At 62.6% G+C, this 21,806-nt stretch carries 18 protein-coding genes; 11 read left to right on the top strand and 7 right to left on the bottom strand.

The window, feature by feature from the left end:
* Positions 1-136: 136 nt before the first annotated feature.
* Both NCR40_RS28600 and NCR40_RS28595 read right to left on the bottom strand, forming a co-directional pair.
* Entirely contained in the window at positions 137-451 is a 315-nt protein-coding gene (locus NCR40_RS28600; protein WP_350029332.1) for a response regulator, read from the bottom strand.
* A complete protein-coding gene (locus NCR40_RS28595) occupies positions 452-2,107 on the bottom strand; it encodes a hybrid sensor histidine kinase/response regulator (RefSeq protein WP_250511444.1) in 1,656 nt (551 codons plus the stop codon).
* A 293-nt stretch (positions 2,108-2,400) separates the two neighbouring features.
* Here NCR40_RS28595 and NCR40_RS28590 point away from each other — a divergent pair, with 293 nt between their 5' ends.
* A complete protein-coding gene (locus NCR40_RS28590; protein ID WP_250511443.1) occupies positions 2,401-3,273 on the top strand; it encodes a cytochrome c oxidase assembly protein in 873 nt (290 codons plus the stop codon).
* Here NCR40_RS28590 and NCR40_RS28585 read toward each other — a convergent pair.
* On the bottom strand, positions 3,263-4,330 hold the full coding sequence (locus NCR40_RS28585) for a LacI family DNA-binding transcriptional regulator (protein WP_250469861.1): 1,068 nt from the start codon (positions 4,328-4,330) through the stop codon (positions 3,263-3,265). The two genes, NCR40_RS28590 and NCR40_RS28585, sit on opposite strands and share 11 nt — an antisense overlap.
* Positions 4,331-4,429: 99 nt before the next feature.
* On the opposite strand from NCR40_RS28585, the gene NCR40_RS28580 reads away from it, so the two are divergent.
* Positions 4,430-5,608 carry a phytanoyl-CoA dioxygenase family protein gene (locus NCR40_RS28580; RefSeq protein ID WP_250511442.1) on the top strand — a complete coding sequence of 393 codons (1,179 nt, stop codon included), beginning with the start codon at positions 4,430-4,432 and terminating at the stop codon, positions 5,606-5,608.
* Between the two features lie 20 nt (positions 5,609-5,628).
* Entirely contained in the window at positions 5,629-6,780 is a 1,152-nt protein-coding gene (locus NCR40_RS28575) for a Gfo/Idh/MocA family protein (RefSeq protein WP_250511441.1), read from the top strand.
* Here NCR40_RS28575 and NCR40_RS28570 read toward each other — a convergent pair.
* On the bottom strand, positions 6,777-7,316 hold the full coding sequence (locus NCR40_RS28570; RefSeq protein ID WP_250511440.1) for a DUF429 domain-containing protein: 540 nt from the start codon (positions 7,314-7,316) through the stop codon (positions 6,777-6,779). The two genes, NCR40_RS28575 and NCR40_RS28570, sit on opposite strands and share 4 nt — an antisense overlap.
* A gap of 389 nt (positions 7,317-7,705) precedes the next feature.
* On the opposite strand from NCR40_RS28570, the gene NCR40_RS28565 reads away from it, so the two are divergent.
* The 4 genes from NCR40_RS28565 to ilvD all read left to right on the top strand — a co-directional run bounded on the left by NCR40_RS28565 (position 7,706) and on the right by ilvD (position 12,668).
* The gene (locus NCR40_RS28565) at positions 7,706-9,883 is read left to right on the top strand and encodes a hybrid sensor histidine kinase/response regulator family protein (RefSeq protein WP_250511439.1); all 2,178 of its coding nucleotides are present in this window, start codon (positions 7,706-7,708) and stop codon (positions 9,881-9,883) included.
* A gap of 84 nt (positions 9,884-9,967) precedes the next feature.
* Entirely contained in the window at positions 9,968-10,240 is a 273-nt protein-coding gene (hfq, locus tag NCR40_RS28560; protein ID WP_244831805.1) for an RNA chaperone Hfq, read from the top strand.
* An 11-nt stretch (positions 10,241-10,251) separates the two neighbouring features.
* Positions 10,252-10,656 carry a hypothetical protein gene (locus NCR40_RS28555; RefSeq protein ID WP_250511438.1) on the top strand — a complete coding sequence of 135 codons (405 nt, stop codon included), beginning with the start codon at positions 10,252-10,254 and terminating at the stop codon, positions 10,654-10,656.
* A 152-nt stretch (positions 10,657-10,808) separates the two neighbouring features.
* Entirely contained in the window at positions 10,809-12,668 is a 1,860-nt protein-coding gene (gene ilvD / locus NCR40_RS28550; RefSeq protein ID WP_250469867.1) for a dihydroxy-acid dehydratase, read from the top strand.
* Between the two features lie 57 nt (positions 12,669-12,725).
* On the opposite strand, the gene NCR40_RS28545 is transcribed toward ilvD, so the two are convergent.
* Complete coding sequence (locus tag NCR40_RS28545) at positions 12,726-14,045, bottom strand: chloride channel protein (protein ID WP_244831808.1); 1,320 nt, start codon at positions 14,043-14,045, stop codon at positions 12,726-12,728.
* A 183-nt stretch (positions 14,046-14,228) separates the two neighbouring features.
* On the bottom strand, positions 14,229-14,825 hold the full coding sequence (locus tag NCR40_RS28540; RefSeq protein ID WP_250494903.1) for a carboxymuconolactone decarboxylase family protein: 597 nt from the start codon (positions 14,823-14,825) through the stop codon (positions 14,229-14,231).
* A 262-nt stretch (positions 14,826-15,087) separates the two neighbouring features.
* Between NCR40_RS28540 and NCR40_RS28535 the strand changes: the two genes are divergently transcribed.
* From NCR40_RS28535 to NCR40_RS28525, 3 genes are read left to right on the top strand one after another with little or no spacing between them, the layout of a single operon-like run.
* Positions 15,088-16,710, top strand: a complete 1,623-nt coding sequence (locus NCR40_RS28535) for an ABC transporter substrate-binding protein (protein WP_250511437.1) — start codon at positions 15,088-15,090, stop codon at positions 16,708-16,710.
* A complete protein-coding gene (locus NCR40_RS28530; protein ID WP_250511436.1) occupies positions 16,703-17,707 on the top strand; it encodes an ABC transporter permease in 1,005 nt (334 codons plus the stop codon). Before NCR40_RS28535 ends, NCR40_RS28530 begins: the two co-directional genes overlap by 8 nt.
* Positions 17,708-17,717: 10 nt before the next feature.
* Positions 17,718-18,581: an ABC transporter permease gene (locus tag NCR40_RS28525; RefSeq protein ID WP_250511435.1), complete on the top strand. Its 864-nt coding sequence runs from the start codon at positions 17,718-17,720 to the stop codon at positions 18,579-18,581.
* Between the two features lie 12 nt (positions 18,582-18,593).
* On the opposite strand, the gene NCR40_RS28520 is transcribed toward NCR40_RS28525, so the two are convergent.
* Positions 18,594-20,306: an ABC transporter ATP-binding protein gene (locus tag NCR40_RS28520; protein ID WP_250511465.1), complete on the bottom strand. Its 1,713-nt coding sequence runs from the start codon at positions 20,304-20,306 to the stop codon at positions 18,594-18,596.
* A 214-nt stretch (positions 20,307-20,520) separates the two neighbouring features.
* Here NCR40_RS28520 and NCR40_RS28515 point away from each other — a divergent pair, with 214 nt between their 5' ends.
* Positions 20,521-21,762, top strand: coding sequence for an MFS transporter (locus NCR40_RS28515; RefSeq protein ID WP_250511434.1), 1,242 nt, complete (start codon positions 20,521-20,523; stop codon positions 21,760-21,762).
* The last annotated feature ends 44 nt before the right edge of the window (positions 21,763-21,806 follow it).

Here is a 21,806-nt window from a genome sequence, read left to right as displayed (position 1 = left end):
GTCGGAGACTGGAGAATGCGCGTGCGGCTCAGCGTCGTCGGGTGTTTTCTCGCTGGCGGTGCGCTGTTGCAATGCATGGCGTCGCTGCACTTGTTGCGAGGCGGCTTTTAGCAGATTCGCGCGCCTTCTCGCAAGTTCAGGCGCCGAGCATGGCGCGTACGCGATCAAGCAGCGCCTCCGTCGAAAACGGCTTGGTGAGCATCTGCATGCCTGTATCCAGCGAGTTGTTCGCGGTCGCCGCTTGCGCATAGCCCGTGATGAACAACACCGGCAACGCGGGATGATGCATACGGGCGGCATCGGCCATCTGTCTGCCGTTTAGGCCAGGCAGGCCCACGTCCGTAATCAGCAAGTCGACCGGCGTCTTACTCTGCAAGACAGCGAGCCCCGAGGGACCGTCGTGCGCGGTCATCGTCCTGTAGCCCAGGCGCTCGAATAAATCCTGGAGCACCTAGCGAACGGTTTCGTCGTCATCGACGATGAGGATGGTTTCGCCCGCGCCCGTGCCGATTTCCTTGCGGTGGACCGACGCGTCCGGTGCCGCGTCAGCCTGTTCCATCTCTTCAGGAAGAAACAGTCGCACCACGGTGCCGACGCCGACGCTGCTATCGATGGTCACGAAGCCGCCGGACTGGCCGACGAAGCCATAGACCATCGACAATCCGAGCCCCGTGCCCTGCCCGAGCGGCTTGGTCGTAAAGAATGGCTCGAACGCCTGATTGACGACGTATTGCGGCATGCCGGAGCCGGTGTCCGTGACCGCGATGCAAACGTACTGTCCGGGGCGCGCATCCTTGTGCATGCGTGCCTCTTTCTCGCTGATCGTCTTGCGCGATGTCTCGATGGACAACGACCCGCCGTCGGGCATGGCGTCGCACGCGTTGATCGCGAGATTGAGCAAGGCGCTTTCGAGCTGGTTCGTATCGCAGAGCACGAAGCACGGCTCGGCATCCGCGACGACGGAAAGCGCGATGGTCTCCTTCGCCATCTGCTGAATCAGGTCTTCGAGCGATACGACGAGCTCGCGAATATCCACCGACTTCGGCGCGAGCGGCTGCCTGCGCGAAAACGCCAGCAGACGATGCGTGAGCCCCGCCGCGCGCTTGGCCGAAGAGATCGCCATCTCGATGAAGCGATCGAGGCCAGCGGTATTGCCTTTCGTGACGAGATGCCGGATGAGTTCGAGCGGTCCGATCACGCCTTGCAGCATGTTGTTGAAGTCGTGCGCGATGCCGCCGGTCAGATGCCCGACCGCTTCCATTTTCTGACTCTGGCGCAGCTGCTGTTCGAGGTCCCGCTGCGAAGTCATGTCGATGCCGACGCCCGTGCGCCGCACCGGCACGCCTGCGTCGTTGAAATGCGTATTGCCGCGCGACAAGACCCAACGGGTAGAACCGTCGGGATGAAGAATGCGGTACTCGAGTTCGAGATCGCCGCTGCGCACGAGGCCGCCCGACATCGTGGACTGCAACGCGGCGCGGTCGTCCGGATGGACATTCGCGAGAAATCCCTCGCGCCTGATGCCGCGCGCGGCTTCCTTGGCGTCGATGCCGTAGAGCTCCGACACGGCTGCATCGCAGAAAAAGCAGTCGCTTGCGACCTCATACGTCCACGCGCCCACGCCGCTGACCGCCGACAGCGCAAGCCGCGCGAAGTCTCGAGAATCGTTCAGTGCGATCTCGCGCTCGCGCAGTTCCGTGATGTCGCGCGCCACGATGAAAATGCGTCCGCGCATGCGATCCACTCGACCGTCCAGCAGACGATAACTGCCCGAAGCCGTGCGCATGCGACTTTTGAATTCAGCGGTGGAACCGTCGCGATCGAGCTTTTGCAGTGCATCCAGCGTTTCCTCGCGGTCTTCCTCATGCACGAACTCGCCAAGATTCTGGCCGATGATTTCGTCGAGCGACCAGCCGAGATTGCGCGTCCACGCGGGATTGACGTTCGCGAGCGAGCCTTGTTCGTCGGCGACGGCCAATAGATCGCGACTGAGTTGCCATAGCACTTGTTCGTGCGCGTTGTCGCGTGAATTCAGTTGCGCACGCAAGGACTCGATTTCGGCCTGAAGCGCCGCAACGTCCTGATGCGAGGAAAATTCGTCTGTCATCGACTAAAGGCTAAAGGCTTTCAAAGGAAACTCTGCGTGCCGAATGCAAGCGATTCGCCGACGATAATACCGTTTTGTCGGCAACGTGAAGGCGTGCGTCGCGGCAACCGACGAGTTTAAGCGGATATGGGTTTTCGCGCGGGATTCGGCCGGCGCGTGGCGCGACTTACCGTCGCATGCAATCGATGTCATACGGCGCGTTCGCGTCGAATACGCGGCGGCGGTCAGCAGAATTCAAGGCGCGGTTGATACCATGCACGCCATTGCACACTCGCACTCTCGCCTGTCTTCTTATGTCGCTCATCAGTTTGCTCGAACCGTGGGAGCCGTCGTACGCGCTGGTTGCCGTGTTTATCGTCGTGGCCGGGCTGTTTGCGCGCGGCGCGCGAAAGGCGCGCATGAGCGTGGCGCGACGCATCGCGTTCTGGACCGGAATCGTCCTCTTCTACGTCGCGCTGCACACGAAAGTGGACTACTACGCCGAGCATCAGTTCTTCGTGCATCGTTTGCAGCATCTCGTGCTGCATCATCTGGCGCCGCTCGTTCTCATGGCTTCGTATCCGGGCGCCGCGCTGCGTGCGGGCCTGCCGTTCGCCTGGCGGCCCCTGCTACGGAACTGGCAACGCAGTCGCGGCGCGCGTCTGCTCGGAGCGGTACTGCTGAATCCTACGGTCATCGGCATGGCGTTCATCGTGTCGGTGCTCGTGTGGCTGCTGCCTTCAATCCAATTCGTGTCGATGCTCGACTGGCGCATTTATCGCTTCATGAACTGGTCCGTCGCGATCAGCGGACTCATGTACTGGTGGATGATCCTCGATCATCGCCCGAGCCCGCCGAGCCGCGCGCGGCCTGGCTTGCGCGTGCTGTCGCCCGTCATCACCATGACGCCGCAAATTCTGGCGGGTGCGTTGATCACCTTCAGCTCGCGCGATCTCTACCCAGTGTTCGAAGTTTGCGGTCGCGCGTTCACGTCCGTTCCGCCCGCGCTCGATCAGAGCCTCGGCGGACTCATCATGTGGGTGCCAGCCGCCGTACTGGAAACCGTCGGCGCGATGATGGCGCTGCGCTTGATGATGCGTCTGTCGAACTCGCCGCGCGAAAAGGCGCGTCAGGCATCGAGGAGAAGGTCGGCACGACAGGACCGCGTTCACCCGGTCACACGCTAGGCCGCGTGCCCGTGTTTGCAGAAAAGCGCGACGCCACGAAGGCCGGGATGTTTTCGGGCGTGACCACCACGACCGACGACGACAGCGCCACGCCCGAAGCAGGAAGCAGCTTGTGAAACTGCATCACGTGCTGGCAGGCCGAACGCATGTCTTGCCGAAGATCGTGGTGCAGCACAGCGGAGATCGCGCCCTCGCGCAGCAGATGCGTGTTCTCCCGGTCCAGATCGTGCGCGACGAAACACTTCGGCCGAAGCCCCAATGCTTTGAGCGCTCGGAGTATCGCGACATTGCCGCCGCCGATCGAATAGACCGCCGCGATTTTTTGGCCACCGCCGACAGCCTGCCTCACGCGTTCTTCCGTCGCCGCGTCGAGACCGTGGCCACCGCTGGCATCGATCAAGGCGAGCCGCGGGTTGCGCGCGCGTAGTGCCTGCCGGAAGCTCAGTTCGCGTTCCTCTTCGCCGCGAAAACGTTCGTGGCTCAACGTGACGAGCACATTGCCCGGCCGCCGACCCAGCCACTGTCCGATGAGATACGCCGCCGTGGCGCCTGCCGCGCGGTTATCGAGGCCCGCGTAGGTGATTCGGCCAGACGACGGGATGTCGGTGAAAACCGTCACCACCGGAATGCCACACGACTGAAGCTCGGCAATCGCGCTCGCAATCTCCGGCACATCGCGCGCTTTCAGGAAGACGCCGTGACTGCCCCGGCGCGCGATGTCGCGCAGCGCCTGAACCACCTCGGACGCAACCATGCTTTCGCGCATGAGATAGCGCATACGGAACACGGCCGGATGCAGGCCCGGCACTTCGGCTTCCAGCGCCTCGCGAATCTCGTCGGCGAATCGGCGCGGCGCTTCCACGACGACATCGACGACGATCTTGCGGCCCGTCGTCGCCAGCTGGAATTGCTGCTGTTCCAGTTCCCTGATCGCCTGTTCGATACGCCGCCGCGTATGTTCGCGCACGTGCGCCCGCCCGTTCAGCGCGCGGTCCACGGTGGCGGTGCCGACACCCGCCTGAAGCGCGATTTCCTTGATCAGAAACGGGTGAGACATGGCTTCGCGTCCCGGCGTTTTGATGTGTTTTTGATGTTTCGATGATAACGCAGCCCGCGTCGATAAGACTAAGCTTGTCGCCAGAGTGGAGGAGACACCATGACGTCGGCGCAGCGGTCGGGCTGGTATCGGGAAGAGGATTGTTCGGTGAGCGACTTCGTGGCGCAGGTCGAAGCCGCGGATGACATTGAAGCGCTCGAGTACTGCGCCGAAGTGCGCGAGCGCATCCCTGTTTATGCGTGCCCCGAACTCGAGAACGTGCTCGGCGATGCCGCGCGTCGCCAGTCCTTGCTCGCGGAATGGGCGCACGTGCTGTCGAAGGGCGCGGGTGTTTTCGTGCTTCGGGAAGCGTATGCGGATACCGCGCCCATCGACGAAGCTACCGAAGTCTTCGAGGCAATCATTCGCGAGGAACGCGCTGCGGGCGGCGGCAAGGCGGACCACTTCGCCAAGGCCGGAGCGAACGACCGCATCTGGAACGCGCAGGAAAAGCTCTGCCTGAAAGCGCCAGCCGTCTTCGCCCGATACTTCGCCAATCCCGTCATCGCGGCTGCATCGGAAGCGTGGCTGGGGCCGGGTTATCAGATGACATCGCAAGTGAATGTCGTGCGGCCGGGCGGTGCGGCGCAGCAGGCGCATCGCGACTTCCACCTCGGTTTCCTCACGGTCGACGAGGCGCAGCGCGTTCCCGCGCACGTTCACGCAATGTCGCCGTTTCTCACTTTGCAAGGCGCGGTCGCGCATGGCGACATGCCGGTTGAAAGCGGTCCCACCAAGCTGCTGCCCTGTTCGCAGCGCTATGCCGAAGGCTACGTCGCGTGGCGGCGGCAAGACTTCCGCGACTACTTCGAAGCGAACTTCGTGCAGTTGCCGCTGAAAAAGGGCGATGCAATCTTCTTCAGCCCCGCGCTATTTCATGCGGCCGGCTCGAACCGGACCACGGACGTTCAGCGGATGGCGAATCTGCTACAGGTGTCGTCGGCGTATGGACGTGCGATGGAGTCGCTCGACCGCAACCGCATGTGCGCCGCGCTTTATTCCGTGCTGCGCGAGATGCGTGTCGAAGGACGCATCACGAATACGGAAACGCGGACGATCATCGCTTCCTGCGCGGAAGGCTACGCGTTCCCGACGAACCTCGATATCAATCCGCCGCTCAACGGTCTTGCGCCGGCCACACAGCAGGATCTGTTCAACCAGGCAATCGAAGAAGCCTGGTCCGCGCAACGGTTCGATGACGCGCTCACCCACTACGCGTCGCTCGGGCGCACCGCTTGACCTTCCAACGGGACTCGACAATGACGATCGACATCATCGGACGGCGCATCCGTCTTGGACTCGTAGGCGGCGGGCCGGGCTCGATAATCGGCGAGACGCATAGGATCGCGGCGCGGCTCGATGGTCAATACGAGGTTGTCGCGTGTGCGCTGACTTCGGACGCCGTGCGCTCGCGCGAGGCGGGCATTGCGCTTAGCATCGTTGCAGAACGCGCGTATGGCTCGTGGCAGGAGATGCTGCAAGCCGAAGCTCAACGTCCCGACCGGATGGACGTGGTCGCCGTCATGACGCCCAACGACTCGCACTACGACATCTGCATGCAGGCGCTGGATCGCGGATTTCATATCATCTGCGACAAGCCGCTCGCGCACGGGCTCGCCGCCGCGCGGGACATTGCGCGCAAGGTCGCCGAGACACACGCCGAATTCTGCGTGACCTACTGCTATACCGGTTACCCGATGGTGCGACAAGCGCGCGACATGGTCGCGGCGGGCGAACTGGGCGAGATCCGGCAAGTGCATCTGCAATACATCCAGGGCTATTTCGCGCACCACGACTTGCCCTCGGGATGGCGCACCGAGGGCAAACGCGGTGGCGAGTCGCTCGTCCTCATGGATATCGGCACGCACGCGTTTCATCTTGGCGGCTTCGTCACGGGACTCGACGTCACGCAAATCTGCGCGGACCTCGGCTCGGCCATTCCCGGCCGCCAGGTGGACGACTATGTCGGCGCGTTGACGCACTACGGCAACGGCGCGCGTGGCTCGTTATACGTGACCAATGCGGCCGCGGGTTCCGAGCATGGCCTGAGCTTTCGAATTCATGGCGACGCGGGCGGCCTGGAATGGCATCAGGAAGAGCCGAACCGGTTGATCCATCGGCGCAAGGATGGCTTCGAACAGATCATCACGCGCAGACTCGGGCCCGCCACGAGCCAAGGCGCGCAGCAATCGACACGCATTGCGATAGGGCATCCCGAAGGTTACTTCGAGGCGTTTGCGAATCTGTACACCGAGTTCGCGAAGCGCGTCGCCAACCGATTGGCCGGGCGCGATGTCTCCGGCGAAGCGACGCTCTACCCGGGTGTCATCGACGGCGTGAAGGGCCTCGCTTTTGTCGCGGCGGCGGTGCAAAGCGCGAACGCCGGACGCTGGACGGATGTGGCCATCTAGAGCGTCTTATCCGGCACGACGATAAAGCCTCCGGCCTCGTCGCCGAAGGCGCGCGTGTTGCCTTCGACAAAGCGCTGCGCCGTGACGGCGCAGAGCGCTGCATCCACGAAGTCGATCGATTTCAGCCGCGTCGTTTCAAAGCCCAGGTCTTCGAGAAGGCGTCGGCGCTGCACGCGCTTCAGCTTCGCCGACGCGACTTCGCGCCCAAGGAGCGCACATGTCGTCGCGTGCGGAAACGTCTCGATGGCGACTGCCTTGCCCGAGTATCGATTCGTTTCGAGAATGGGATGAGTGTTCGCGAATGCATCGTACACACGCGCGCCGTTGATCATCCAGTCGAAGAACCCGCTCGGATTCGATTCTGCGCGTTGGAGCGTTGGCGTCGAGAAACAGGAGATGCGTTCGCGCGCCAGTTGCCGCTCGGCCGTGCGCCCAACGCCTTCCGCTCCCCAACGACAAGGGGCATCGATGGCGACGACAGCGACGCCGAAGCGCAGGCACTGCTCGTGTAATTCGAGCGGATGCGTGCTGGTCAAAACGCATTCGATGCCGCGGCCCCCTCACGATGACCAGATGAAACCCCTTCTTCGTCCCGCCGACATCGATACCGGCCACGAATTTTTGATCGACAACGCTCAACTTGTTCCTCTACTCTTATCAGGAAGTACTGCCGCGTGCGCAAATGCGACCTGCTGGTGCCTGTTTGCGCGGTATGACGATTGCTACGGATTACGAATAAGCCTCGCCGCGAAATAAAGGCGAAGCTCAAGAGCCGACCTGAGAGACCGGCTCGGGATGTCAGACAAAGAGCGAAAGCCGCATTGAAATGCGAAGTTTTCGCCTATTCCGAGGACAGTGACATGCGTACCAATATCGGCCCGCCATCCGACATGGCTAATCGGGTGCGCTCGTCCGGAGGTCTTCAATGACCGGCGCCGCCACGTCCTCCAAAGACGCATCCGACGAAGTTTCGAGACATACCCCCGACTTCCAGACCGCGCGCCGGCGACTCATGGCCGCGCTCGTCACCTCCGTCACGGTTCCCCTGCTGTGCGCGGCATTGTACGGCTACGTTACGTACGATCGCGCCATTCACGAAAAGCAGATTGCGCTCGACCGTCTTGCGTGGATCGCCGAGTGCAAGCTCGTCAACCTTCTCGATCTGAATCGCGAACTTTTTGCACGTGTCGGAGAGGCAATCGGCTCGACCGACGAGGCCACGCTGCGCACCCAACAGGTGCAGTTGCACGACACGCTGAGTGCGCTCGTCACCAAGCTGCCGCACGTGGCGGCGCTTTCCGTGGTGGGACGAACCGGCCAGATACTCGCGACAAGTAAGCAGACGCCCGCGCCTGCCGTATCGATAGGCGACCGGGACGACTTTCTGGCCACGCGCGCCGCTCACGCACCGCTGTATGTGTCGATGCCGGTGCGCGGCCGGATGGCAGGCCTTGATATCGTGAACGAACTCGTTGCGCGGACCGCGAGCGACGGGCGCTTTATCGGCGCGGTGGTCGTTTCGCTCGACCGTAATTATTTGCTCGACTTCTATCGCCAGCTTCTCGTGGACAATCCTGGACTTACGCTCGGTCTGTATCGACTGGACGGCGGCATTCTCGTGCGTCTGCCGGCGCCGAAGCTCATGAATGCGCCGACGCATCATGTGCCGCTCGCCAACGCGTTCGCGCGCAAGGTGTCCATCGGCTCCCTGCGAGGCGACTCACCGCTCGATGGCGGCCAGAGCATGATGGCGTTTCGCGAGGCATCGAATTACCCGGTCTATGTATCGGCGAGTTATGCGATGAGCGACGTGATACACGACTGGTGGCACGACGACATGCTGGTGGCCGGACTTGCGCTCGTGCCATGCGTCTGCCTGTGGTTTCTCGTCGTATTTTCGCTGCGCCGCCTCAAGGCGGAAGAAGCGGCTTGGCTCAACTGGCGCCGCGAACTGGCGATGCGCCAGCGCGCCGAAGACGCGACGCGGCATCTGCAACGCATGGGCGCGCTCGGTAATCTCGTGGCGAGCGTGGCACACGACTTCAACAACCTGCTGATGGTCGTCACGGCCAACATGGAGCTCGTGCGGCGCAAGAACTATATCGGCGTCAGGAACGAGGTGAACGCGGTCGAGCGCGCGTCCATCAATGCGCGAGTCTTGGCTCGCCGGCTGATGAGCGTCGCACGCAAGCAGCCGTTGCAACAGCGCGTGCTCAATCTGAACCGCTGGCTCGAACAGGCGGAGCCGCTGCTCCATTCGGCCATGAGCAGCAAGATCACGGTGCAAATCAATGCGCCGGACGCGCTCTGGATGGTCAAGGTCGATCCTGTCGAGCTCACGTCCGCGCTCGTCAATCTTGCCGTCAATGCGAAAGACGCGATGCGTGGCGGCGGCCATTTCATCGTCACCGCGCGCAATACCTCGTTCAGCAGCCGGCGCTACAGCGTTCCGCCCGGCGATTACGTGGTGATCGAAAGCCGCGACACCGGAACCGGCATGAGCGACGAAGTGGCGCACCAGGCTTTCGAGCCGCTCTTCACCACGAAGGCAGCGGGCGCGGGCACGGGCCTCGGACTCGCTCAGGTACTGGCCATGGCCGAGCAAGCCGGAGGCACGGCGCGACTGGAGACGACATGGGGAAAAGGCACGACCGTTTTCATCTACCTTCCACGCTGGACGGGCGCCGCGCCGCTCGAAGCAGACGAAGCGGAACCGGTCAGCGTGCCTTTGATCGACAATGAGACGTCCGTGCTGCTGGTCGAGGACAACGAGGAAGTGGCTGCGGGACTCGTCGCGGTGCTGGACGTGCTCGGCTGGCACGCGCGCCACGAGTCGGACGGAGACGCGGCCATGCGCGTATTAAAGGAGGGAAACCGATTCACTCTGGTACTGTCCGACATTCAGATGCCGGGCTGCGACGGAATTTGCCTGGCCGAATGGATAAGAAAACATTTGCCCCGGCAAGCGGTCGTGCTTATGACAGGTTACGCTGATCATCTCGCCGAGGCGCGTCGCCTGGGTGTAACCGTTCTGGCGAAACCGTTTAATACCGACGACCTCAGGGCGCTCCTTACCGGAGTACCGATGACTTACCCGGAATGAGCGCCGGCACATATGCTTTACTACACAGATACGCCCCTGTGATAACAATTTTTAGGCGAATAACGCAAGTCGAGGATGGCCGCTATGTCACAAGTCGAACATGAAATTCAATCCGCATTCCTGGATGCCCTGATAGCCGAACGAAAAACCGTCTGGGTTTTTCTCGTGAACGGTATAAAACTCACCGGCGTCATCGAGTCTTTCGATCAGTACGTCATTGCCGTGCAGTCGCCGGTAGGCTCGCAGGCCATCTACAAGAACGCGATCTCCACGGTGTGCGAGCCGCATACGCTGCCGCCGAGAAGGACGGACGAACGTACGCCGATGGCGCGCGTGCAGCGTCCGCGACGCGCGTAACGAACAACGCGTTGCGCACTTTATCCGTGAAGACCGGCTCCCTGTTTGTTGCACTGTGGTTGTGGGCCGGCGCGGTCCGGGCCGACGTGGCGTGCTATCCCGTCGGCACGGCAATCACGCTTTTCGGCACCGCCGTGCGTGAAGACGTGGAATCGAGCGATGGCTCCGTCAGGACCGCCTGGATGCTCGCAATGGACCCGCCCCTGTGCGTCGTGGACAGGCGGTTTTCGCAGGACGCGCTGGGACGGCTCATGGTCCCGCGCATACAGCTCATTGGCGTGCCGCCGCCTCCGGTGCGGGTTCCTATCGCCGTCACTGGCACGCTCTCCACGCGCAATGCGCCGCAGTATTTCATCGTGCCGAGCGCCATGTGGGTAACGCCACCCCGGCCACCCCAGCCGCCCGTATCGCGATAAAACCGCCAAAGCCGCATCCAGCGGTCGTTTCAGGGCCTGTGGGATAATATTGGGATTGCCCGCGGCGAAGCTCAAAAGGTCGTTCGCACGGGCGCATGTCCGGCCGCTCATCCCCTGGCCCGCATTCTTCCCCGCGACTCCTCGAAATCACAATGCCCGCATACCGTTCCAAAACCTCCACCGCCGGCCGCAACATGGCGGGAGCGCGCTCGCTGTGGCGCGCCACCGGCATGAAAGACGAAGACTTTTCGAAGCCGATCATCGCCGTCGTCAATTCGTTCACGCAGTTCGTTCCCGGACATGTCCACCTGAAAGATCTCGGTCAGCTCGTCGCGCGCGAGATCGAGGCAGCGGGCGGCGTCGCCAAGGAATTCAACACCATTGCGGTCGATGACGGCATCGCCATGGGTCACGACGGCATGCTGTATTCGCTGCCGAGCCGCGAGATCATCGCGGATTCGGTCGAGTACATGGTCAACGCGCACTGCGCCGACGCCATGGTCTGCATTTCCAATTGCGACAAGATCACGCCGGGCATGTTGATGGCCGCCATGCGCCTCAACATTCCGGTTGTCTTCGTGTCCGGCGGACCGATGGAAGCCGGCAAGACGCATCTTGCCAATCCGAAGACCAAGGCAATCGAGTTCAAGAAGCTCGATCTGGTCGATGCCATGGTGATCGCCGCCGACGCCTCCTACTCCGACGCCGATGTCGCCGAGGTCGAACGCTCCGCGTGCCCGACGTGCGGTTCGTGCTCGGGCATGTTCACGGCCAACTCGATGAACTGCCTGACCGAAGCGCTCGGTCTGTCGCTGCCGGGCAACGGCACGGTGGTCGCCACGCACGCGGATCGCGAGCAGCTTTTCAAGCGCGCGGGGCGCCGTATCGTCGGTCTGGCGCGGCAGTATTACGAGCACGAGGAAGACCGCGTGCTGCCACGCTCGGTCGGCTTCAAGGCGTTCGAAAACGCGATGACGCTCGACATCGCCATGGGCGGCTCGACCAACACGATCCTGCACTTGCTGGCCATTGCGCGCGAGGCGGAAATCGACTTCACCATGACGGACATCGACCGCCTTTCGCGCGTCGTGCCGCAACTGTGCAAGGTCGCGCCGAACACGAACAAGTATCACATCGAGGACGTGCATCGCGCGGGCGGCATCATGGCTATCCTCGGCGAACTGGATCGCGCGGGCAAGCTGCATACCGACGTGCCGACGGTCCACGCGCACACGCTCAAGGACGCGCTCGACGAGTGGGACATCAAGCGCAATCCCGACGATGCCGTGAAGACCTTCTACATGGCCGGTCCCGCAGGCGTGCCGACGCAAGTGGCGTTCAGCCAGAACACGCGTTGGCCGAGTCTCGATACGGATCGCGCCGAAGGCTGCATCCGCTCGTATGAACACGCGTTCTCGCGCGAAGGCGGACTGGCGGTGCTCACGGGCAATATCGCGCTGGACGGCTGCGTGGTGAAAACGGCTGGCGTGGACGAGAGCATTCTGGTGTTCGAAGGCACGGCTCATGTCACCGAATCGCAGGACGAGGCGGTCGAAAACATTCTGAACGACAAGGTCAAGGCGGGCGACGTGGTGATCGTGCGCTACGAAGGTCCGAAGGGCGGACCCGGCATGCAGGAGATGCTTTATCCGACGAGCTACATCAAGTCCAAGGGGCTCGGCAAGTCGTGCGCGCTTCTCACGGACGGGCGTTTTTCGGGCGGCACGTCGGGGCTGTCAATCGGTCATTGCTCGCCCGAAGCGGCGGCGGGCGGCGCTATCGGCCTCGTGCGCAATGGCGACAAGATTCGCATCGACATTCCGAATCGCACTATCGACGTGCTGCTGTCGGATGACGAGCTCGCGCGCCGCCGCGAAGAGCAGAACGCCCGAGGCTGGAAGCCGGCCGCGCCGCGTCCGCGCAAGGTATCGACCGCGCTCAAGGCTTACGCCAAGCTCGTGATGTCGGCGGATAAGGGCGCGGTGCGGGACGCTTCGCTGCTGGACGATTGAGGTCGTCGCGGGCTTCGGCGGCCGCGTGCGGTGCTGCCGCGCGAAGCCCGCGATGTATCAAGGCGTGATCCCGTCGACGCCATTGGCCGGTTGCTCCGGCCGTGCGACCGCGCGGGCCGCGTAGGATTCGACCGCCCGGTACGCCACCGTCGAACCCGCAATGCCGAGCGCAGCCGGAATCAGAAAGTCCTGGCTGAAACGCGTGAATTCGATCATCAGCACGATGGCCGTCAACGGCATCTGCATCGATGCCCCCAGGAACGCCGCCGCCCCCACCACAGCGAACGCGCCAAGCGACGTTCCCGGCCAGAGCACATTCCACACGCTACCGAGAATCACGGCCAGCAGCGCGCCATTCGTAAGCCCCGGCGTGAGCAGCCCGCCCTCCGCGCCCGCGCGCAACGTACTCACTTCGACCATCACCTTGAGCACGAGCAGCACGGCGGCGAGCCCGAGCGTCATCTGATTGTCGAACGACAGGCCCGCCGGCCCCTTGCCGTTGCCGACGAGCTGCGGGAAATACATGGCGAGCGCACCGATCATCGCGAAGTTGATGAGTGCAAGCACCGGCAATGCATTGCCGCGCGGTGCGGCATTGCGCGCCGCCGATGTCAGCCGCACGAACACCCAGGCAGCGACGCCGAAAAGCGGCCCCGTGACCACGGCCCACACGACGATCTGCGCATTGAAGGCGAGCGCGGGCAACCGATACTGATGTTCATCGCCGAGACCGACCCACGCTACCAGCGCGCCGATTGCCGAGGTCGCGAACGCCGCCGCGACGATGGACCATTCGAAGGTGCCGAGCAGCACTTCGAGCACGAACACCGCGCCGCCGAGCGGCACGTTATAGACCGCCGCGAGCCCCGCACCCGCGCCGCACGCCACCATGATGCGCGACTGCGCGGGCGTGAGTCCCGCGTAATGCGCGAGCCATCCCGCCCATAGCGAACCGATCTCGCGCGGCGCGACTTCACGGCCGAGCGGCGAACCCATGGCTACCGTGACGATCTGCAACACCGTATGCGCGAGCGTGCTGATCACCGGCATACGCGGATCGTCCGATTTGACGGCCTTGCGGATACTCACGAGCGGCTTGCCGAAGCGATACACGCACCACCAGCCGATACCCGCCACGAGACCGCACAACGTAAGCACGACGAGCCGGCGCTCGGGTGGCGCGGCCGTCACGCCTTCGAGAAAGCTCTCCCGGCTGATGACCGCATCGAGGCTATAGCCGAACGCGATGTGCTGGATGGCGTGCAGCAACAACGCGAGCAACATGCCGCCGATGCCCGCGCCGACACCCACGAGCACGGTCACGACGATAAACCTGCTGGCCGAAGCCAAGCCGTTGCCAGGCGAAGTCGGTGTCATCTCGGTCACGTTGAGCGCAAAAACCATAGAGTATCGCGCCTGACTTGCAGGCTCTCCGAACCAAGCGCGTTGCTTTTCTATTCGCACGGCTTTGCGCGATTCACTGACGTGTTGGCGAAAGACCGTTAGTAGCTCTTTCGAGATAAAGAAAAGCCGGGCCACGATGAATGGACCCGGCTTGCATCACTTCGCTTCGAACAATCTCGCGATAGGCAAGGTATGCGCGTAGACCGCGCCCGCACGCAGAATGATCGCGACCGCGTAGGCTTCTTCGAGCGCCTCGGATGTGACGCCTGCTTCGATGGCAAGCGCGTGCAGCGACCGCCGCAACGGCTCGTGATTTTGCGCTTGCGCGACAGCGGCGGCGGTCACGAGGCGTAATTCACGCGGCAAGGTATCGTCGCGAAAGACGGTGCTTGCGAACGTATCGCGGCCCGCGCCGATAGCCGTGCCGTTGATCACCGACTCGCGTTGTTCGAACGTGAAGGCGGCATCGATCTTTACTTCCCCGCGCCCGAAAGTCTCTAGCGCCGCAGCGATATACGAAGCGGCAAGCAACTCATCGAGCGACGCACCCAGGCGCTTCGCGATCTCCGCGTGATGCTCGATACAGTACTCGCAGCGCGTCACCTGTCCCACCGCCACAGCGACCAAATGTTTGTCGCGGCTCGACAGACGACCGTCGCTCCAATGCGCCTGCGAGAGACGGCGAAACGCCCCAGCATGCGCGTTACGTGATTCGAGCGCGGCGAGCGCGCGGACATCGGCTTGATGAGTCATGTGCGATCCGTTCGATATGAAAGCCAGGCGAGACACGAAACGTACACCATTCTTCGTGGCCGCGCAGCGCTCATCCGCCGCACCGATGCGAAGCATGCTACGTCATATGCACAGCACTTTTTATTGGTTCCTCACGTGGCGAGTCGTTGCTATCGTTCGCGATCCCGCAAGGTGCTCGCCCTGTCTTGCAGCGGCCATCTACCGCAACATCGAATCAACACTACGCAAATATCGCGCAACATCACAACAAGAGGAATCGCACGTGTCGACCAGCACAACACTCAGGCTCTGGCAGCGTTGGGCGCGCCCGCTCGCATTCGTGGCGCTCATCGCGGGATCGAGCCTGGCTCACGCAGAGACGCCCAAACGCGGCGGCACGCTCACCGTCATCTCGCAGCCCGAGCCTGTCATTCTGACGGCAGCACTGAGCACGTCGTCGCCGACGGGAACCTTCAGCACCAATGTCTTCGACGGCCTCATCGAATACGACAACGACTTTCATCTCAAGCCGGGACTCGCGGTCAAGTGGGCGCTTTCGACCGACGGCAAGACGCTCACGTTGAATCTGCGTCAGGGCGTGAAGTGGCACGACGGCAAACCCTTCACTTCCGCCGACGTGAAGTGGACGCTCGAAAACGTGTGGAAGAAATATCATCCGCGCAATCAGGCTCTGTTCGCCAACGCGGACCGCGTGGATACGCCGGACGATTACACCGTCATCATCCATTTTTCGAAGCCATCGCTTGCCGTGCTGAGTTCGCTCAACAGCAACGGCGCGCAAGTGTTGCCGAAGCATCTGTATGAAGGCACGGACATCCTCAACAATCCGTACAACAACAAGCCAGTGGGCACGGGTCCGTTCATTTTCCGCAAATGGGTGAAAGGCGACTACATTCTGCTCGAACGCAATCCGGACTACTGGGACAAGGGCAAGCCGTATCTCGACAAGGTGATCTATCGTGTGATTCCCGATGGCGGCGCACGCACCGCCGCGCTCGAAAAGGGCGAAGTGCAATACGCGCCGCTGAGCCCCGTACCCGCTCGCGACGCGCAACGTCTCGCGAAACTGCCGAACCTCAAGGTGGAAACGAAGGGTTATGAATGGCTCTCGCCGTGGCTCTTTCTCGACATCAACAACGATCGTCCTCAGTTGAAGGATGCGCGCGTGCGGCAGGCGCTTTATCTGGCCATCGATCGCAACGCGTATAACCGCGTGGTGTGGTCAGGCTTCGGCAAACCAGCGGTGAGCCCTGTCGTATCGACGCTCAAGGAGTTCTTCGAGCCCGACGTGCCGCAGTATCCCTACGACATTGCAAAGGCCAACTCGCTGCTCGATACGGCCGGTTACAAGGCAGGCCCCAACGGTACACGCTTCAAGCTGACTATCGATTATCTGCCGTACGGTGACGAGTTTCTTCGCAGCGCGGAGTTCATCAAGCAAGCGTTCAAGAAAATCGGTATCGACGCGGATATCCGCAATCAGGACACGCCGACCTACACGCGCCGCATTTACGGCGACCGCGATTTCGACGTGACGATCCAGTGGTACGCAGGCTTCTCGGACCCGCAAGTGGGCGTGACGCGCGAGTATCAGTCGAACAGTATCGGCAAGAACATTCCGTTCACGAATGGTTCGGGCTATCGCAACGCCAAGGTCGATCAACTGATTCGCGATGCGCAAGCCTCCGGCGATCAAGCCGAACGCGTAACGCTTTTCAAAGCGTTCCAGCGTCAGGTGCAGACCGATCTGCCGTCGCTGCCGCTGCTCGAACTGCACTTCTTCACGGTGCAATCGGCCGACCTCAACGATACGGTAAGCGGCGTCGATCAGGTCTATGGCTCGTTCAAGAACGTGTGGTACACCGACCCTTCGAAGCATGAGTGAGATCATCGCGACCGATACGAAGCGCACCGCGCGATGGCTCTCCATCGCGTTGCATCGGCTCGGGCAACTCGTGGGCGTCGTGCTCGGCATTGCGGTCGTCAACTTCTTCCTGCTTCGGCTCGCCCCCGGCGATGCCGTGCAGGTCATCGCGGGCGAATCCGGCGGCGCGTCGGCGCAATACGTCGCCGCGTTGCGTCAGCAGTTCGGGCTCGATCAACCGCTCTGGGTGCAGTTTGCAAAGTACCTCGGACATCTCGCGCGCTTCGATCTCGGCTACTCGTTCCGCGAAGGCATGCCCGTCGCGCAGCTCATCTGGAACCGCGTGCCCGCCACGCTTTTGCTGATGGGCAGCGCAGTGCTGATCGCGGCCATCGTCGGACTGCTGCTCGGCGCGCTCGCTGCATGGTACGCGGGACGTTTCGTCGATGTCGTCATCTCCACGCTTTCGCTGCTTTGTTTCGCCACGCCGCTTTTCTGGACCGGGCTCATGCTGGTGGTCGTGTTCTCGGTGTGGCTCGACTGGCTGCCGGTCGGGGGTATGCAGACCATTTCCTCCGGGCTCACAGGCTGGGCGCATGTGCTGGATGTCGCACATCATCTTATTCTTCCCGCTGTCACGCTCGCGCTTTTCTACGTCGCCACGTATGCGCGTTTGATTCGCGCGACCGTCATCGAAGTACGTCGCGAAGATTATGTGCGCACGGCTATTGCGCGCGGCGTGCGGCCGTTGCGGCTCTTTCGCGTGCACGTGCTGCGCAATGCGCTCATTCCGTTCGTGACGATGCTCGGCATGCAGATCGGCTCGGTGATCGGCGGCGCGGTGGTAGTCGAAACGGTGTTTTCGTGGCCGGGGCTCGGGCGGCTCGCTTTCGATGCGCTCGTGCGGCGCGATCTCAGCGTGCTGCTCGGCGTGCTGCTGTGCAGCTCGATTCTCGTCGTCCTCGTCAACTGGGCCACCGACGCCATCAACCGCTGGCTCGACCCGCGCATTTCCTGAGAACCGCACCATGTCCCAACTCTCCGCGCTGCAAAAGCCTCGCCGCTGGCATGCCGCTCTGCGCTTTCTGCGCGCGCCTTCCGCGTTGATCGGCGGCGTGCTGCTCGTGGCGATCATCGCGGTCGCGCTCTGTGCGCAGTGGCTGCGTCCCGGAGATCCACTAGAACTCGTCGCCGAACCATTTCTGCGTCCGGGGCAAGATGCGGCGTTTCCGCTCGGCACCGACATGCTGGGCCGCGATATCCTCTCGGGATTGTTGTATGGCGCACGCGCCTCGCTCGTGATCGCCGCGGCTTCGACGTTCATCAGCGTCGTCATCGGCGTGGTGGCGGGCCTTTTCGCTGGGTACTTCGGCGGCTGGCTCGATCGTGAAATCAATCGCGTCACCGTGTTCTTTCAGACGGTGCCGCCGTTTCTGTTCGCGCTCGCCATCGTCGCCATCGTGCAGCCTTCGGTGATGACGATTGCGCTCGCTATCGGCGTGACTTCGTGGCCGAACCTCGCGCGGCTGGTGCGCGCGGAAACGCAAAAGCTGCGGCACGGCGAGATGGTGCAGGCAAGCATCGCGCTTGGGGCGAGCGACCTGCGCATTATCGTGTCGGATGTCTTGCCCAATACGATGACGCCCGTGCTCGTGTCATCGACATTGCTGGTTGCCACCGCCATTCTCACGGAGTCCGCGCTGGCGTTTCTCGGGCTTGGCGACCCAAACGTGGCGAGCTGGGGCAACATGGTCGGCGCGGGCCGCGAAGTGCTGCGCACGGACTGGTATATCGCGACCTTGCCGGGTCTTGCTATCGTCGCTACGGTGCTTGCGCTCAATCTGCTCGGCGATGGTCTTGCTTCCTTGTTCGGCTTGCATGCGGAGCGTTGAGCGCTCAACTGCTTATGCGGCGATGAAATCGCTGCCCGCACGCTGTCGCTGCCCCGCCACCGATGCAATGAGCGTGCGCGTGTAAGCGTGCTGGGGCGCGTCCCAGATCTCGTCGTGCCCGCCGCTTTCGACGATGCGTCCATCTTTCATCACCAGCACGCGATCCGCCATGTAGCGAACGACAGCGAGATCGTGCGAGATGAAGAGCATCGACAGACCGAATTCATCCTTCAGATCGCTGAGCAAATTCAGTATCTGCGCCTGAATAGAGACATCGAGCGCGGATACCGGCTCGTCGCAGATCAGAAGCGCCGGTTCGAGTATCAACGCCCGCGCAATGCCGATGCGTTGCCGCTGCCCGCCCGAAAACTCGTGCGCATAACGACGCGCCGCGCCCGAAGGCAAACCGACTGCATCGAGCATCTTCACGATCCTGGCGTCGCGATCGCGGGTAGGAACGGTGCCCTGAACATCGAGCGCGAAATGCAGAATCTGCCCTACCGTCTTGCGCGGATTCAACGATGCATAAGGGTCCTGAAACACCATCTGCATCTTGTGCCGATGCGGCGCCAGCTCACGCCGCGTCAGCCGCGCGATATCGACGCCATCGAGCACGATGCGTCCGGCATCCGGCGTCAAAAGCCGCATGATGGTGCGCGAGAGCGTGGACTTGCCGCAACCCGATTCGCCGACCAGACCCACCGTCTCGCCACGCGCGATATCGAAGGAAATATCGTGCAGCACATGACGCGTGCCACGCGCTGTCGCGTAAGCCGTGTCGACCTTGTCGAGCGAGAGCAGCGGTCTTGCATCGTGGTCGATGGGCCGTGCCGAATGCGCCGCGCGCGTCGGCACATGTAGCGTGAAATCGGTCATGCCCGTGGCCGAAGCGAGCGCGCGAATCTCCGGCAAGCGCGCCTCGCGATAATGCTTGTCGGCCGAGAGATGCAGCGCCGCGCCGCGCAATCCACGTGAATAGGCATGACGCGGATGATCGAGCACGTCGCGCGCCGAACCCTGTTCGAGCGCCTCACCGCCATGCATCACGACTACGCGATCCGCCCAGTCGGACACGATACCCAGATCGTGCGTGATGAGCAGCAATGCCATCGAAAGATCGCGCCGCAAGTTATCGAGCAGACGCAGGATGCCGGCCTGCACGGTGACATCGAGCGCGGTGGTGGGTTCATCGGCGATAAGAAGCGCGGGCTCGCAAGCGATGGCTGCGGCGATCATCGCGCGCTGGCGTTGTCCGCCGGAAAGATGATGCGGATAGTCGTCCGCCCGACGCGCGGGTTCGGGAATGCGCACAAGATCGAGCAGTTCGACGGCACGCTTGCGCGCAGCGGCACGCGACATCGATGTATGAAGAATCAGCGCCTCGGCGACTTGTGCACCAATAGTCAGCACGGGATTGAGCGAAGTCATCGGCTCCTGAAAGATCATCGACATGCGGCGGCCACGCAGGTCCGCGAGCTTGCGTTCCGGCGCCGACAAAAGATCGATGCCATCGAAGAGCGCCGCGCCGCCGGTCTTCGCATGCTTCGGCAGAAGGCGCATGAGCGACATCGCCGTAGTGGACTTGCCGCAGCCCGATTCGCCGACGAGCGCCACCGCCTGCCCCGCCGCGATGTCGAACGACAGCTTGCGCACCGCGCGATGCGCGCCGTAGTCGACATCGAGGTGACGCACTTGAAGAAGCGGAGAAGTGGAGTTGCTGGGCATGAGACGCGGATAAAAGCCAAAGCCTCGAAAGTAGCGCAGCGCCGCCAAAAATAGAACCAAGCACTTCTGCTAAGAACATGCATGGCATTGCTAACCCGGCCCCATAAGCCGCGGTTGGGTCACTTGTGCAGAAGATGAAAGGCAGTGTTATGTTGCCGGCAAAGATGCTCGAAGATAAGCCCGCACTCACTCCTTACCCGGATCGAAAAACGCCATGCTGATGGAAGACTCGACGCTCGAACGCGCCACGCCCCTGACCGACGACAAAAACTCGTCGCTGCGTCAGTGGCTCGCGGTCGCCGCCGTGACGATTGGCGCGTTCGCGTTCGTCACCACTGAATTTTTACCCGTTGGATTGCTTCCTCACGTCGCGCACGACTTGAACATTCTCCCCGGCGTGGCGGGATTGATGGTGACCATTCCCGGCATCGTCGCGGCCATTTCCGCACCCGCTTTGATGCTCGGCGCGGGACGCATGGACCGGCGGCATGTGTTCCTGTTGCTCACCGCGTTGCTCTTGTGCTCGAACCTGCTGTCGGCGTTCGCACCGAATCTCGTTGTCATGCTGCTTGGCCGCGCGCTTCTGGGCGCCGCGCTCGGCGGCTTCTGGACGCTCGCGACATCGGCGGCGGGAAGGCTCGTCGAGGCGAAAGACAGTGCACGCGCAATGGCCGCCATTCTCACCGGCGTGACGTGCGCGACGGTCATTGGCGTGCCGCTCGGTACGTTCATCGCGAGCGTGGCGTCTTGGCGCGTGTCGTTTCTGGCGACGGGAGGGCTCGTTGCCGTCGCGCTCGTCGCGCAGTGGTTGCTCGTGCCTTCGTTGCCATCGGCTGCGGCTTTGCGCTTCGGCGATCTCACGGCGCTTCTCAAGCACTCGCATCCGCGCAGAAGTCTTTTGATGGTGGCGCTCGTCTTCGGCGCGCACTTTTCTTCCTACACGTATGTAACGCCCTTCTTGCTCGGCGATGCACACCTCGACATGGCGACGGTCACGTGGCTTCTGCTCGGCTTCGGCATCATCGGGTTCTTCTCGAATTTCGCGGCGTCGTCCGCCGTGCAGCGCAATCTCAAGGGCACGCTTCTCACGATGGTGTCGCTCCTCATGTTCGCGCTGCTGCTAATGCCGATCCTGCGGCATTCGTCGCTCGCGGTCGGCGCGGTTGTGCTGGCGTGGGGTATTGCATTCGGCGCGCTGCCGCTGTGCTTCAGCATGTGGATTCAGCGCGCGACGCCCGAGCATCCGGAGGCCGGATCGGCGCTTTTCGTGAGCATCATCCAAGTGGCGATTGCGATGGGTTCGTTCGTCGGCGGCGCGGTCGTCGATCGCGCGAGCATTCCGACGGACTTCATGGTGGGCGGTGCGCTGGCGTTGCTGGGACTTGCGACGCTTGCAGGCATTGGCGCGGAGGCACGGCCTGTTGCCGCGGCTTGCAACGTGCCGTGCGAGGAATGACATTCAACCCATGAGCCACGAGGCGCACGCGGGAAACATCGAAG

This window comes from Caballeronia sp. GACF4 (genome assembly GCF_023631025.1).
Lineage (GTDB): Bacteria > Pseudomonadota > Gammaproteobacteria > Burkholderiales > Burkholderiaceae > Caballeronia.
This window is presented reverse-complemented; position numbering and strand designations above follow the sequence as displayed.

What these genes read in the sequence shown, in the direction of transcription:
- NCR40_RS28585 (WP_250469861.1), bottom strand. Translation starts at nt 4,330, where the DNA reads ATGTCTCACCCGTTTCTGATCAAGGAAATCGCGCTTCAGGCGGGTGTC.
- NCR40_RS28580 (WP_250511442.1), top strand. Translation starts at nt 4,430, where the DNA reads ATGACGTCGGCGCAGCGGTCGGGCTGGTATCGGGAAGAGGATTGTTCG.
- NCR40_RS28590 (WP_250511443.1), top strand. Translation starts at nt 2,401, where the DNA reads ATGTCGCTCATCAGTTTGCTCGAACCGTGGGAGCCGTCGTACGCGCTG.
- NCR40_RS28575 (WP_250511441.1), top strand. Translation starts at nt 5,629, where the DNA reads ATGACGATCGACATCATCGGACGGCGCATCCGTCTTGGACTCGTAGGC.
- NCR40_RS28515 (WP_250511434.1), top strand. Translation starts at nt 20,521, where the DNA reads ATGCTGATGGAAGACTCGACGCTCGAACGCGCCACGCCCCTGACCGAC.
- NCR40_RS28540 (WP_250494903.1), bottom strand. Translation starts at nt 14,825, where the DNA reads ATGACTCATCAAGCCGATGTCCGCGCGCTCGCCGCGCTCGAATCACGT.
- ilvD (WP_250469867.1), top strand. Translation starts at nt 10,809, where the DNA reads ATGCCCGCATACCGTTCCAAAACCTCCACCGCCGGCCGCAACATGGCG.
- NCR40_RS28520 (WP_250511465.1), bottom strand. Translation starts at nt 20,306, where the DNA reads ATGCCCAGCAACTCCACTTCTCCGCTTCTTCAAGTGCGTCACCTCGAT.
- NCR40_RS28545 (WP_244831808.1), bottom strand. Translation starts at nt 14,045, where the DNA reads ATGACACCGACTTCGCCTGGCAACGGCTTGGCTTCGGCCAGCAGGTTT.
- NCR40_RS28565 (WP_250511439.1), top strand. Translation starts at nt 7,706, where the DNA reads ATGACCGGCGCCGCCACGTCCTCCAAAGACGCATCCGACGAAGTTTCG.
- NCR40_RS28525 (WP_250511435.1), top strand. Translation starts at nt 17,718, where the DNA reads ATGTCCCAACTCTCCGCGCTGCAAAAGCCTCGCCGCTGGCATGCCGCT.
- NCR40_RS28595 (WP_250511444.1), bottom strand. Translation starts at nt 2,107, where the DNA reads ATGACAGACGAATTTTCCTCGCATCAGGACGTTGCGGCGCTTCAGGCC.
- hfq (WP_244831805.1), top strand. Translation starts at nt 9,968, where the DNA reads ATGTCACAAGTCGAACATGAAATTCAATCCGCATTCCTGGATGCCCTG.
- NCR40_RS28530 (WP_250511436.1), top strand. Translation starts at nt 16,703, where the DNA reads ATGAGTGAGATCATCGCGACCGATACGAAGCGCACCGCGCGATGGCTC.